Raw genomic sequence first — 13,419 nt, 5'->3', positions numbered from 1 at the left:
TCGAACCCGGCACCGCCTCACCCGACCAGCAGGAGGCTGCCTGAAACAACCTCATCCACAGATCTTGACAATATCTCCGGTCGCACCAGGAGAGCAGAGCCTCGGCCGTGGTCAGTCGCTGTTGCACCACGGCGGCGAGAAGACCGCCCGCCGACCGTGCCGATGCATGCTCACCCCACGCACCAGCATTGAGCGCCGAAGCCAATGTGAGGGTCGCGGGCTCGACCCGCAGCGTCGCCATTCCCGCGCGTTGCACCAAGAGCGAGGTCAGGTCGTGGCGCGTACGGACGTAGTCGATTCCGTCGGGCGCCCTCCGCGCGCTGCGATCGTCTGCTCCGACGAGGAACACGACCGGCCCATCCTCCCAGCCCTTCAACCCATGCGCCGACAGAGGAGCGCGACCCGCCAGAGCTGTTGTGCCACAGGGGTGTAGCGCACCGATCCAGACGCGCTGAGTCTCGCTCGGAGCACCTGGAGCGAGCATCAGAACTCTTGGACCGAATGCCTTCCACTCGCCACTGCTGACTCGCCGCCGCACGGTTCGCTTGTCGACGCCTGCCTCAGCGAGCTGCGCACGTGTCGCGATGTTGTCCTGCCGGTGCGCGAGCGCCAGCCACCCCTCGTCGGATCGCACCCGCTCAGGATGTCGCACATCCGACGCGACGCCGAAAATCTATCCACAGGCCAAAGTTGTGTGGGACATACGGGTACAAAAATGCCCCCGAGGGTCCCACGCAACTCGGAGCCCGAGGCGTCAGACGAGCTGCGACCGCAGGTTGTTGTCGGTCTGCTTGATCGCCTGGCCGACAAACGGCTCGAGAATGGCACCGAGCGCACGCCCGCTGAGTCCGCCGGGCAGTTTGTACTGGAACTCCACCTCGACCTTCGTTCCACCGTCGGCGTCGGCGAATCGCCAGGTCGTGTTCGCGGGAAAGCCGTCGACGGACACGAGGGCGATCAGCTCACCGTCGACCCATTCCTTGGTCTCGACCGTGGACTTGAGCACCTTCGGCCCCACGCTCATCTCGGCGTTGAACGTCGCGCCGAGACCGGACGTGTGGTCGGTGGTCGGATCGAAGCGAGTGATCCCGAACATGTAGCCGGGCACGTTGTTGTAGTCGTTGACGTAGTCGAACACCCTTTGACGTGGCACATCGATCACCGCGCTGTGGCTCACCCCTGGCATCTGCACTCCTCGTGTTGTTCCGCCGAGACGGCGGTGGACGCAACTACGGACAATGTTCCATTACCCGTTGTCGACGTCGACAATCGGGTCGCGCCTCACTCGCCCAGGTCCGCCGAGATCCGTCGCAGAAGATCGACGAGTTGTGCGCGTTCGTTGGCGCTCAGCGGGGAGAGGACGTCGGCGTCGTCGGCGAGTCTGTTGGGGAGTTCGGCGTCGACCAGTGCTCGTCCCTCCTCGGTCAGTTCCAGCAGCACCACCCTGCCGTCGCGCTCGGACTTTCGTCGCGCAAGCAGTCCGCGTCGCGAGAGCGCCTCGCTGATCTTGGTGATCGACGCTCCGCTGAGCATGGTCGTCGACACCACCTCACTGGCACGCAGTGGGCGATCCGACCTAGCCAGAGCGCTGAGGACATCGAACTCCGACCGTCCGATCCCGTGTGCCTCCAGCTTGCGGTCGAGCCGGTGGTTCGAGACCGTCGCGATGCGCTGAATCCGACCGAGAATGCCGATCGGCTCGATGTCGAGATGCGGATACGACCGTGCCCATTCCGCTTCGATCCGGTCGACCAGGTCACGGCTCGCTCGGGCGTCGGGAATGTCGGTCACGTGACGATCATAACTAGCCCCTTCATTTACTTCACTAGTAAAACAGTGATAAATTAGTTGAATGCAGAGCTCCCTGATCACCCCGCACATCCGTGTCCGCGGCGCAGCCCTGCAGCACGTCGTGAGTCCGACCACCTGGCGCGACGCCCTGCGACTCGACTTCAGCCGGACCAGCGTTGCCGCCCCACTGCGGGTCGGCGTGGCCGTGGGCGTTGTCCTCGTCGTCGGCGCACTACTCGGCCTCCGCGACCTCGCGGGCCTCGCGGCACTCGGCGCGCTGGTCTCGGCGTTCTGCCGACCCGACCCCTACCCCGTCCGCGCTCCCCGACTGATCGCGCTCGGCGTCGGGGTCACCGCGGTCATCGCGATCGGCGCGACGATGGGCACCTACGCGAACTCCATCGTCACCGAGATCGTCGTGACCGCCGTGCTGGCCGGGATCGCGTGCTACGTCGTGTCGGCGCTGCGCATTGTCGGACCGGGCGCCGTCATCTTCGTCTTCGCCGCGACCGGCGCAGCAGGGTACGCACACAGCGCAGGCGACATCGGCCGTGCGACGCTCGCCTCGGCGATCGGCGCCGTGATCGGAATTCTCATCGCTTTGGCGCCGTGGTTCGTCGAGCTGCTCAGGTCGCGACTCCCGAAATCAAGAACACACGACACCTCGTCGAAAACCGCTCCAGCGCAACGTGAATCGATCTGGGTCACCCTCGCGGGCGGACAGGCCCCCGCGCATCGCGAGCACCTCGCCGTCACCGCGATCCGCATTGCCATCGCTGCGGCGATCGCGGCAACGATCGCCGTCGCCGTCCATCTCGATCACCCGATGTGGGCCGCGATGGGTGCAGTCGCGGCGATGCAGGGCGTCGAGTATCACCTCACTGTTCGACGCGGAGTCCAGCGCCTGCTGGGCAATCTGGGCGGCGCGGTGATCGCGGGAATTCTCCTCGCGGTGCCGCTGGGATATTGGGGCGCGGTCGCGGGCATTGTCATCTTCCAGGTCCTCGCCGAGATCCTCTCGACCGTCAACTACGCACTCTGCTCACTCGCGGTGACACCCATGGCACTACTGCTCACCGGCCTCAGCGCGGGTTTGAGTCCCGAGGCGGCCGTCGATCGCGTTCTCGACACCGCGATCGGGATCGTGGTCGGGATCGTCGTGGCCGCCTTGGCGGTCCGCGGACACGATATTGCGGCGCTGCGTGGGCACGCCGCGAACACACCTGCGCCGGAGAACTCCGACACCGAGCTGTCCCAACCGAACTCGGCGTCGAATCGTTCGTGCAGCTAGCAACCTGACGGCTTCCGCACCATTGTGAAGCGTGTTTTCACGAGCGTCACATGGAGGCAATGACCTGGGTACCTGGTCCTCATAGCGTCGTTTTGCTTGAACCAACGACACTCACTCTTCGGGGCCACCCGGCCACGACAGGCGCACACGCGTCGCAACCGGAGAGCCGACCCAGGAGTTTATGTATGAGTGGCAGCATGTCCCGCCGTCAGGCCATCGAGGCCGTGACCACGTATGAGATGGAATGCGACGGCTTCCCCGAGCCCCTGGCAGACACCTTCGGCCGCAACGTCTTCACCCTCTCGGCGATGAAGACCCGCCTGCCCAAGCACGTCTTCAAGGCTGTCGCGGCAACCATCGACAAGGGTGTTCCACTCGACCCGACCCTCGCCGACTACGTAGCTTCCGCGATGAAGGACTGGGCCATCGAGAAGGGTGCGTCGCATTACGCGCACGTCTTCTACCCGCTGACCGGATTCACCGCCGAGAAGCACGACTCCTTCCTCGAACCCGACGGCGCCGACGGTTCGCTCGCCGAATTCGCAGGTAAGACGCTGCTGCAGGGCGAGCCCGACGCGTCGAGCTTCCCCAACGGCGGCCTGCGCGGCACCTTCGAGGCCCGCGGTTACACCGGATGGGACGTCACCAGCCCGGCGTACATCCTGGAGAACCCCAACGGCAACACGCTGTGCATCCCGACGATCTTCATCTCGTGGACCGGCGAGGCCCTCGACAAGAAGGTGCCGCTGCTGCGCAGCCAGCAGGCCATGAGCAAGCAGGCGATGCGCGTGCTGCGACTGTTCGGCCACGAGGATGTCGACACCGTCGTCTCGTACGCGGGCCCCGAGCAGGAGTACTTCCTGATCGACCGCCACTTCTACTTCGCCCGCCCCGACCTGATGACGACGAACCGCACGCTGTTCGGTGCCAAGCCGTCGAAGGGTCAGGAGTTCGACGACCACTACTTCGGGGCGATCCCCGACCGTGTGCTCGCGTTCATGATCGAACTCGACCGCGAACTGTTCAAGCAGGCCATCCCGGCCAAGACCCGCCACAACGAGGTCGCACCGGGACAGTTCGAGATCGCCCCGGTCTTCGAGCGCTCGAACATCGCCCACGACCACCAGCAGCTCATGATGACCACCATCAAGAAGGTCGCAGAGCGCTACGGCATGATCGCGCTGCTGCATGAGAAGCCGTTCGCCGGAGTCAACGGCTCGGGCAAGCACGTCAACTTCTCGATGGGCAATTCCAACCAGGGCAACCTGCTCAACCCCGGCGACACCCCGCACGAGAACGAGCAGTTCCTCGTCTTCTGCGCGGCGATCATCCGCGGCGTGCACAAGTACGGCGGCCTCCTGCGTGCCTCGATCGCCTCGGCGTCGAACGATCACCGTCTGGGCGCCAACGAGGCGCCGCCCGCGATCATCTCGATCTTCCTCGGCGAGCAGCTCTCCGACATCTTCGATCAGATCGCGAAGGGTGGTGCCAAGGAGAGCAAGACGTCCGGCGTCATCGAACTCGGCGTCGACACGCTGCCGCCGTTCAAGGCCGACGCCGGCGACCGCAACCGCACCAGCCCGTTCGCCTTCACCGGCAACCGTTTCGAGTTCCGCGCGCCCGGCTCCAACCAGTCGATCGCCGACCCGATGATCGCCATCAACGCGATGCTCGCCGATTCGCTCGAGTACGTCGCCGACTTCCTCGACAAGGAGCTCGCTGCGGGAACCGAGTTCCACGCCGCAGTGCAGAAACTGCTCGAGGGCATCATCACCGAGCACGGCAAGGTGGTCTTCAACGGCAACGGCTACTCCGACGAGTGGCAGGAAGAGGCCGCGTCGCGCGGTCTGCTGAACCTCCGCACCACCGTCGACGCGATGGAGCAGTACGACCTCCCGGAGATCAAGGAGGTGTTCAGCAAGTACGGCATCCTGTCCGAGCGCGAGCTCGAGGCACGTAAAGACGTTGTGCTCGAACAGTATTCGCTGGCCCTGCTGGTTGAGGCCAAGGAGACACTCGAGATCGCCAAGACGATGATCCTGCCCGCGGCAACGCGTTACATGGGCGAACTCGCGAGCACCGCGGCCAGCCTCAAGGCTGCGGGCATCGAGATGGAGACCCCGGCACTGGGCACCATGACCGGCAAGGTCAGCGAGCTCAACGCCGCCATGGACACGCTCGAGTCCGCTATCGAGGGCTTCCACGGCGAGACCGTCGAGGAGGAGTCGGAGTACGCACTGAAGTCGCTGATCCCCGCGATGAACGGCGTGCGCGACGTCTCCGACGCACTCGAGGGAGTCGTCGCCGACGATCTGTGGCCGCTTCCGACGTACAACGAGATGCTGACCATTCTCTGACGCGAACACCACGCAGCGTGCCCGCCGGGATATCTTCCGGCGGGCACGTCGCATTTCACGAACTTCTTGGCTGATCGGCCAGGCTAGGTCGGTATCTTTGTCGATATGGATGAATCCGGTGTCGGTGTGGGGCGGCTGTTGCTCGCGCTCGACGCGACGCTGGCGTCACTGGCTGCCGCACCGCGGGGCCTCGACGTCGTGATCGACTCGGTCGCGCTCATCGACCCCGACGACCTGCGCCTGCCGCTACACACGTCGGCGCGCGACGCGGACCTGTTCCTGATGGTCGGAGTCGACGCCGACGACGTTGTCGGTTGGCTCGACGGGTTCGGCGCGCAGATGCCCGTCGCCGTGATGCTCAAATCGCCGTCTGCCGAGGCCATCTCACGCATCGCCGAGCATTCCGTGGCGGTCATCGACGTCGATCCGCACGCTCGGTGGGAACGCATCTACCGACTCGTGCTGCGGGTGCTGGATGCGTCGTCGGCACCGCCCGGGGCCGAATCCATGCAGGCAGGCAGCATCGGCGACCTCTTCGAACTCGCCGCAGAGGTCGCGCGCCGCACCGGTGGGCTCGTCAGCATCGAGGACGCGCGTTCCCATGTGCTCGCCTACAGCAGCGCAGGCGACGAAGCCGACGAGCTTCGACGTTTGTCGATCCTCGGGCGCGAAGGACCACCGGAGATGCTCGCCTGGTTGCGCCAGTGGGGCGTCCTGGATGCGCTGCGCACCACCGAGACACCGGTGTCCGTCGAGGAACGCGGCGAACTCGGGTTGCGCCCGCGGCTGGCGATCTCGATCCGCTCGCCGCACGAGCAGGGAATCGGCGACTACCTCGGCGCGATCTGGTTGCAGGAGGGGCGAGATCGATTCGCCGACAACACCTCCGACATTCTCGCGGGTGCCGCAGCCGTCGCAGCGCGCATCATTTCTCGACGACGCAGCGCGGGCAGCGGGCACGACGAACTGGTACGCAGACTTCTCGGAGCGCGCGGCGAGACGATCGACTCGGAGTTCCTCGGTAACCAACTGGGCATCTCATCCGACGCGGACCTGATGGTGGTCGCTTTCGGCGGCCTGCTCACCGACCCGTCGAGAGCATCGGTGGCCGCGCCAACACCCGCGATGATCTCCGCATTGACGTTGCACGCCAGCGCATTCAGCCCGTTGTCGGTAACGTCGACGCTCGGACCACGCGCCTACGTCGTACTTCCCGCTGCCGATCAGGCGACAACGGTCGCGTGGGCCCGCTCGGCGGTTGCGGCGGCGCGTCGACAGTTCGGTGTCGACGCACGGGCCGTGGTCTCTGGACCCGCCGCGGGACTCGGGTCTGCACCGACGTTGCGGACCCAAGCCGATCGAGTTCTCGATGCGGCACAACGTGAATCGGATCTGATTGAGCCCGTCACGACGGTCGCGGCGTCGACGACGGGAGTGCTGCTCGGCGAGATCGTCGCGCTGATCGAAGAGAACCCGGAGCTGATCGACGCGCGCGTCCTCGACCTCGCGGCGCGCGACGAAACGTCGGGAAGCGAACTCACACCGTCGCTGCGCGCCTACCTCGACCATTTCGGCGACGTCCGCGCGGCCTCCGCCGCGCTGCACATCCACCCGAACACGTTGCGCTACCGCATCCGGCGCGTGCAGGAGCTGACCGGCATGGACCTCGAAGACCCGACGACCCGCCTCGTCGTCGCGCTGACGCTCCGGGTCCCGCGGCCCGCCGGCTGAGTGCCCCGCTGGTTGAGCCGGACGCGAGCGCAGCGAGGAGCCGAGTCGAAACCACCGGCCGCGCGAAGGTGGTCTCGACAAGCTCGACCAGCGGGATGCAGCTCGACCCCCTCCGCTGGTTGAGCTGGCCGCGAGCGCAGCGAGCAGCCGAGTCGAAACCACCTGCCGCGCGAGGGTGGTCTCGACAAGCTCGACCAGCGAGGAACGCTCGACCAGCGGGGGACGCCCGACCAGCGGGATGCAGCTCGCCCCTCCGCTGGTTGAGCCGGCCGCGAGCGCAGCGAGCAGCCGAGTCGAAACCACTCGCCCCGCAACACCTCACTCCCGCAGCGTGGCCTCGAAGGCGATGCGGTCGCCGCGGAAGAGCGACCACACCACCTCGACGGGCAGGCTGGCGGCGTCGAAAGATCGCCTGCGCAGCAACAGCATCGGCATGGCGGTCGACGTTTCGAGTAGCTGCGCCTGCCGCGGGCTCGGCAGTGCCGTCTCGATCCGCTCCTCGGCGCTGGCGAACGTGACGCCCTCGGCACGGATCGCGGTGTACAACGATGTCTCCGGATCGAAGGTCTCGTAGAAGTGCCCGAATCTCTCCTTCGGGAGAAACGTACTCTCCAGCCCGAGCTTCTGGCCGTCGGCGAGCAGCACGCGTTCAAGGTGCATCACGGTCGAGCCGGGCGCCAAACCCAAACCTGCGCAGACGGATTCGTCGGGTACGGCGTCGGCGAATGTCACCATGATACGGCTTGGTACCCGGCCGAACTGGCGCGCTCCCTCGGTGTAGGACTTCAACGACAACGGCTGCACCATCTTTGGCGCCGACACGACCGTCCCGCGCCCGCGCCGTTCGATCCGGCCTTCGACGAGTAGTTCCTGCAGCGCCTGCCGCACCGTCTCGCGCGCAACCGAAAAACGTTCGGACAGCACGCGTTCGGATGGCACCGAGTCGCCCTCTTCGAGATCGGCTAGGACGTGCTCGAGTTCAGTCCGCACCCGCACGTACTTCGGCTGAGTTTCGGGCGCCATCAGTCGCCACCCCGCTCGACGTCGAGCACACGCCGAGCCACCACCACGACCTCGTCGATCGACAGTGCCGAAGCCCCGGGAATCTTTGCGGCGTCGTCGAATCGGCGCAGAGCGAGGGCGTCTGGCCACCACGGGTGCCGTGTCCACTCCGCACCGAGATCGCCTGCGCCTCCCTGCTCCGCGAGCGAGGCGACCGATGTCGCGGTCAGCCCATCTGCGTAGGCCGGATCGTGAGCCGCCAGCCACTTCTTCGCCGCGACATGCGAACCCGCAAGCCATCCGACACGTTCGCCGAATCGAGGCGTCAGCCAGGCCCGCGCATCGTCGTCGTGGCGAGCAGTGGACTCGACGAGGCGACTGTGCCCGACGTCGTGGAGCACAGCGGCGAGCACCAGTTCGTCATCCGCGCCTGCCACCACGGCATTGCGGCCCGCCTGCAGCGCGTGATCGAGCTCGTCGACGGCCTCTTCGTCCCAGACTCCGCGCAGCGAGCGCAGCACGTCCTCGACCTCGGCAACCACATCCGCACACATGAGATTCACTGTACCCAATCTGGTCTAGACCAAGAGTTTACCCAGAGTTCTCCGAAAGGACCTTCATTGGTCTAGACCAAACCAGCAGACTGGTTCGCATGAAGGTGATCATCATCGGAGGCGGAATCCTCGGTACGTCGCATGCGCGTGCCGCCATCGAGCGCGGACACGAGGTGCTGTTGCTCGAACGAGAGCGTGAGGCGCGCGGCGCTACAGTCCGAAACTTCGGACTCGTCTGGGTGTCCGGACGTTCGGCGGACGAACTCCCCGCGGCGCAGCGCTCACGTGACCTCTGGGAGAAGATCGGAGCCGACGTTCCCGGTATCGGCTTCCGGCCGTGCGGCTCGATCACACTCGTCCGCACCGCTGCTGAGCTGGCCGTCGCGGAAGAGACTCTCGCACAGAGTGATTCCGCCCAACGCGAGTTCACACTCCTCGACCCCTCCGACGTGCGCGCGATCAATCCCGCACTGCAGGGCACCTATGTCGCGGGTCTGCACTGCGCACGCGACGGAGCCGTCGAATCTCGTGTCGCACTCCCCGCATTGCGTGGGTTCCTCTCCACCACCGGGCGTTTCGAGTATCTCGGCGGGCGTGAGGTGCGGTCGGTGACGTCGACGTCGGGGACGGTCGAGGTCACCGACGACACCGGTGCCACCCATCGCGGCGACGCCGTCGTCGTGTGCACCGGCGCCGCGCACTCGGGTCTGCTACGCGAACTGGTCGGCGAGCAACCACCGGTCCGCCGGGTCAGGCTGCAGATGATGCAGACCGCGCCGTTCGATGAGAAGCTCACCACCGCGATCGCCGACGGCGACAGCTTCCGCTACTACCCCGCATTCGCAGGCGAGGCCCTCGACCACCTCGGCCGCGTGCAGTCGCAGTCACCGGTCGCTGCCGAACACCACATGCAACTGCTGTGCGTGCAACGCCTCGACGGCGGCCTGACGATCGGCGACACACACGCCTATGACCGCACCGCGGACGGCGACGACGCCGACATCTTCGGCTTCGACGTCACCGAAGACCCCTACCAACATCTGGTTTCGGTCGTCGAGAACCTGCTCGGGCGACGCCTTCCGCCCATCGCACGACGCTGGGCAGGTGTCTACTCGCAGTGCCTCGACTCCTCAGAACTCGTCTACCGCAGCGAGGTCTCGCCCGGCGTCTGGGTCGTCACCGGCCCGGGTGGGCGTGGAATGACGCTCGGCCCCGCGATCGGTGAAGACACCGCAGACCTCATGAACCTCTGACCACACGCCACACCCGAAGGGAAATACCTTGTCCGACAACCCGATCACACTCGCAGTCCTCGACATGGCAGGCACGACGGTCGCCGACGGCGGCTCGGTCCTCGCCGCGTTCGACGCCGCGGCAGCAGCCGCAGGCCTACCCACCGACGGCCCCGGCCACGACGAGGTGAGGCAATACGTCGTCGACACGATGGGGCAATCCAAGATCACCGTCTTCCGGCACCTCGTCGATGGCGACGAAGCACGCGCCCAGGCGGCCAATGCGGCCTTCGAGAAGGCGTACGACGCGCAGATCGCCGACGGCGGTGCCACCCCTATCGACGGTGCGGCACAGTCCATTTCACAGCTGCGTGACTCAGGAATCAAGGTCGCGCTGACCACTGGCTTCAGCGCGAACACTCAGAAACTACTCATCGACTCCCTCGGCTGGCACGATCTCGCCGACCTCGTCATCGCGCCGTCGGACACTCTGCGCGGCAGGCCCTTTCCCGACATGATCCTCTCGGCCCTCATCACGCTGCGCATCGACGATGTGCGTCAGGTCGCGGTCGTCGGTGACACCGCCAATGACATCACCAGCGGCGTGCGCGCCGGCGCGGGCATCGTCGCGGGCGTACTGACCGGCGCACATGACGAAGACACCCTTCGCGCGGCAGGCGCAACCGATGTCGTCGCCGACATCGGTGCCGCCGCAGCATTGTTCGGCAACTGATCACCCGGTCGACACCACCCAGAATTTCACCATCCATCCACATCCGTTGTGCTGCATCGGCGCAGCACAGCGCCATCCGCCACGCCCACTTCATCACCCACAGGGGGTTCTCTCATGCGCATTTCACGTCTCACTCGCACCTCGATGCGAGCCGTCGCTCTTGCTGCGACGGTCGCAGCGGTCACACTGACTGCGGCCTGCGGCGGTACGGGATCGTCCGATTCCGGCGGCGGCAAGACACTGACCGTCTACACCGCAGACGGACTCGGTACCTGGTACAAGAGCGAGTTCGCCAAATTCAAAGACCAGACCGGTATTTCGGTCAATATCGTCGAGGCAGGCTCGGGCGAGGTCGTCTCGCGCGTGCAGAAAGAGCAGTCCAACCCGCAGGCCGACCTGCTCGTCACGCTGCCCCCGTTCATCCAGAAGGCCGACGCCGACGGACTTCTCACGGCACCGGGCGTCGACACCACCGGCGTCGATCCGTCTGCCGTCGGCGGCAACTACGTCGGCATCGTCGACAACTATCTGTCATTCATCCGCAACCCGTCCGCACAGCCTGCGCCCGCGTCGTGGAACGACCTTCTCGACTCTCGTTTCAAGGGCAAGATCCAGTATTCGACGCCCGGCCAGGCAGGCGACGGCACCGCGGTACTCCTGCTCCTGCAACATCTGATGGGCAAGCAGGGTGCGCTCGACTACCTCGGCAAGTTGCAGGCCAACAACGTCGGGCCGTCGAGCTCGACCGGAAAGCTGCAGCCGAAGGTGAGCAACGGCGAACTCCTCGTGGCCAACGGTGACGTACAGATGAACCTCGCATCCATCCGCGACGACGGCTCGAAGTTCGACCTGTTCTTCCCCGCGATGCCCGACGGGTCGCGAACCACGGTGTCGCTGCCGTACTTCGCGGGAATCACCAAGGGAGCACCGCACGCCGACGACGCCAAGAAGCTGCTCACGTTCCTGCTCTCGAAGGACGTACAGAACACGGTCGGCACGGACGCTCTCGGCGTCTCCGTTCGTACCGACGTCGCCGCGCCCACCACCTCGCCGAGCCCCGCACAGACAATCCAAGGCGTGACGATCTGGCATCCGGACTGGAAGTCGGTGCTCTCCACGCTCGACGCCGACGTCGCCGCGTATCAGAAGGCGACCGGTAACTGACATGGCACAGAATCCGTTGACTCGCAGGAAGGTCGACGCCGAGCTCACGGCGTCGACCCCCTCGGGGGCCTCCACACAGCAACCGGCGATCGCCTTCGATCGCGTGACCGTCTCCTATGGACGCGGTAAGAACTTCACAGATGCGTTGCGCGACTTCACGTTGCGCGTCAGCCGTGGTGAGACCGTGGCGCTGCTTGGTCCGAGTGGTTCCGGAAAGTCGACGGCACTCAAGTCGCTCGCTGGGTTCGTGCGCCCGACGGCCGGTCGGGTTCGACTGTCCGGCAACGACATCACCGACCTTCCGCCCGCGCGTCGCGGGATCGGCGTCGTCGTGCAGTCGTACGCACTGTTCCCACACATGCGGGTGCGTGACAACGTCGCCTTCGGGTTGCGAGCTCGCAAACTCTCCAAGCGCGAGGTCGGCGAGCGGGTCGAGGAAGCACTCGGCATGGTGAGTATGTCCGAGTACGGTTCACGCCTGCCCCGCGAACTCTCTGGCGGACAGCAGCAGCGCGTGGCCATTGCGCGAGCACTGGCCATCAAGCCCGACGTCCTGCTGCTCGACGAACCACTCGCAGCGCTCGACGCCGCCCTACGCCAGACGATGGTCGGGGAGCTCCAACGGCTGCGAGATGCGTCGCCCGACACCACCATGCTGTATGTGACGCACGATCAGACCGAGGCCCTCGCGCTGGCAGATCGGATCGGCGTCATGCGCGATGCTCGCCTCGTCGACATCGGCACAACCGAAGAACTGTGGTCTCGACCGCCGTCGGGCTTCACGGCGTCGTTCCTCGGTGGCGCCAATCTCCTCCCCTGCAAGGTCGGACGTGTCTCCGGCGCAACGGCTTTGGTCGAGGTCGGTGAGAAGATGCTGTCGGCGACCGCCCCGGAACCAATGTCCAGGTGGACGCCGGGGTTGCCTGCGCACCTGTGCATCCGCCCACACGAAATCGAAGTGACCGCGGTCGGTGCGCAACGATCGCTGCGTGCCCGCGTGACGACGTCGGTCTGGCGCGGGGCGTCGACACGCTTGACGCTCGCCGTCGACGGTCTGCCCGATCAACTGATCGACGCCGACGTCGCAGGCCGCGCCGACCACCCGGTCGACGAGGTCGTCGGCGTGCGGTTGCCCGACCCGGCAGGAACATTGGTCGACACCGCCGGAGGTCCGCGATGACGTCAGCAACCCTCGCGGAGCCGACGACGTCCGCACCGCCGCCGTCGAATCAGGCACCGCGTCGCCTCGGAGCACTCGTCTGGGCGTTGCCGCCTCTCGTGGTGATCGCCGTCATCGCGGTGTATCCGCTGATCCGGATGCTCGCCGAATCCGCTGACGGTCAAGGTCAAAGCACCTGGGGCGCAGTATTGAGCAGCGAGGCGTTCGTGCGGGCGTTGACCACGACCGCGTGGATCGCGATCGCGTCGACGGTCGGATGCGTTGTGCTCGGCACGTTTTTGTCCGTGGTCCTGGCGTTCGTGCCCTTCCTAGTGTCGCGTGTCGTTAATTAGTTTATGGTTCGTGGTTTGAGAGAATTGGCTATGGCGAATTCTGCGGCCCCGG

General features: G+C 65.9%; 13 protein-coding genes. 8 read left to right on the top strand and 5 right to left on the bottom strand.

Features of this window, described 5'->3' with window-relative positions; genetic code table 11:
- From A5788_RS01110 to A5788_RS01100, 3 genes are all read right to left on the bottom strand, one after another.
- On the bottom strand, positions 1-634 hold a 634-nt coding region (locus A5788_RS01110), incomplete at its 3' end, for a type IV toxin-antitoxin system AbiEi family antitoxin domain-containing protein (RefSeq protein WP_231894236.1).
- Positions 635-754: 120 nt separating this feature from the next.
- The gene (locus A5788_RS01105) at positions 755-1,186 is read right to left on the bottom strand and encodes an SRPBCC family protein (protein WP_049698080.1); all 432 of its coding nucleotides are present in this window, start codon (positions 1,184-1,186) and stop codon (positions 755-757) included.
- Between the two features lie 95 nt (positions 1,187-1,281).
- Positions 1,282-1,791 carry a MarR family winged helix-turn-helix transcriptional regulator gene (locus A5788_RS01100; protein WP_064870092.1) on the bottom strand — a complete coding sequence of 170 codons (510 nt, stop codon included), beginning with the start codon at positions 1,789-1,791 and terminating at the stop codon, positions 1,282-1,284.
- A gap of 61 nt (positions 1,792-1,852) precedes the next feature.
- On the opposite strand from A5788_RS01100, the gene A5788_RS01095 reads away from it, so the two are divergent.
- The 3 genes from A5788_RS01095 to A5788_RS01085 all read left to right on the top strand — a co-directional run bounded on the left by A5788_RS01095 (position 1,853) and on the right by A5788_RS01085 (position 7,170).
- Positions 1,853-3,082, top strand: a complete 1,230-nt coding sequence (locus A5788_RS01095) for an FUSC family protein (RefSeq protein WP_064870090.1) — start codon at positions 1,853-1,855, stop codon at positions 3,080-3,082.
- 185 nt (positions 3,083-3,267) lie between these two features.
- Entirely contained in the window at positions 3,268-5,439 is a 2,172-nt protein-coding gene (locus A5788_RS01090) for a glutamine synthetase III family protein (RefSeq protein ID WP_064870088.1), read from the top strand.
- 105 nt (positions 5,440-5,544) lie between these two features.
- A complete protein-coding gene (locus tag A5788_RS01085; RefSeq protein ID WP_064870087.1) occupies positions 5,545-7,170 on the top strand; it encodes a PucR family transcriptional regulator in 1,626 nt (541 codons plus the stop codon).
- A gap of 318 nt (positions 7,171-7,488) precedes the next feature.
- Here the strand turns inward: A5788_RS01085 and A5788_RS01080 are convergent, their stop codons facing one another.
- Together A5788_RS01080 and A5788_RS01075 are read right to left on the bottom strand one after the other, a co-directional pair.
- Complete coding sequence (locus tag A5788_RS01080; RefSeq protein WP_442902893.1) at positions 7,489-8,196, bottom strand: GntR family transcriptional regulator; 708 nt, start codon at positions 8,194-8,196, stop codon at positions 7,489-7,491.
- Positions 8,193-8,726, bottom strand: coding sequence for a hypothetical protein (locus A5788_RS01075; protein ID WP_064870085.1), 534 nt, complete (start codon positions 8,724-8,726; stop codon positions 8,193-8,195). Before A5788_RS01075 ends, A5788_RS01080 begins: the two co-directional genes overlap by 4 nt.
- Positions 8,727-8,824: 98 nt before the next feature.
- On the opposite strand from A5788_RS01075, the gene A5788_RS01070 reads away from it, so the two are divergent.
- The 5 genes from A5788_RS01070 to A5788_RS01050 all read left to right on the top strand — a co-directional run bounded on the left by A5788_RS01070 (position 8,825) and on the right by A5788_RS01050 (position 13,367).
- Positions 8,825-9,979 carry a TIGR03364 family FAD-dependent oxidoreductase gene (locus tag A5788_RS01070; protein ID WP_064870084.1) on the top strand — a complete coding sequence of 385 codons (1,155 nt, stop codon included), beginning with the start codon at positions 8,825-8,827 and terminating at the stop codon, positions 9,977-9,979.
- Positions 9,980-10,007: 28 nt separating this feature from the next.
- The gene (locus A5788_RS01065) at positions 10,008-10,691 is read left to right on the top strand and encodes a phosphonatase-like hydrolase (RefSeq protein ID WP_082938017.1); all 684 of its coding nucleotides are present in this window, start codon (positions 10,008-10,010) and stop codon (positions 10,689-10,691) included.
- 114 nt (positions 10,692-10,805) lie between these two features.
- Positions 10,806-11,855 carry a 2-aminoethylphosphonate ABC transporter substrate-binding protein gene (locus A5788_RS01060; protein WP_049697868.1) on the top strand — a complete coding sequence of 350 codons (1,050 nt, stop codon included), beginning with the start codon at positions 10,806-10,808 and terminating at the stop codon, positions 11,853-11,855.
- Position 11,856: 1 nt separating this feature from the next.
- Positions 11,857-13,035 (top strand): ABC transporter ATP-binding protein, encoded by a 1,179-nt coding sequence (locus A5788_RS01055; RefSeq protein ID WP_064870083.1) that lies wholly within the window; start codon positions 11,857-11,859, stop codon positions 13,033-13,035.
- Positions 13,032-13,367, top strand: coding sequence for a hypothetical protein (locus A5788_RS01050; protein WP_231894235.1), 336 nt, complete (start codon positions 13,032-13,034; stop codon positions 13,365-13,367). Before A5788_RS01055 ends, A5788_RS01050 begins: the two co-directional genes overlap by 4 nt.
- The last annotated feature ends 52 nt before the right edge of the window (positions 13,368-13,419 follow it).

Source organism: Gordonia sp. 852002-50816_SCH5313054-c (assembly GCF_001665925.1).
Taxonomy (GTDB): Bacteria; Actinomycetota; Actinomycetes; order Mycobacteriales; family Mycobacteriaceae; genus Gordonia; species Gordonia jacobaea.
The sequence above is the reverse complement of the archived record's forward strand: the minus strand, read 5'-3'. Positions and strand labels throughout refer to the sequence as shown.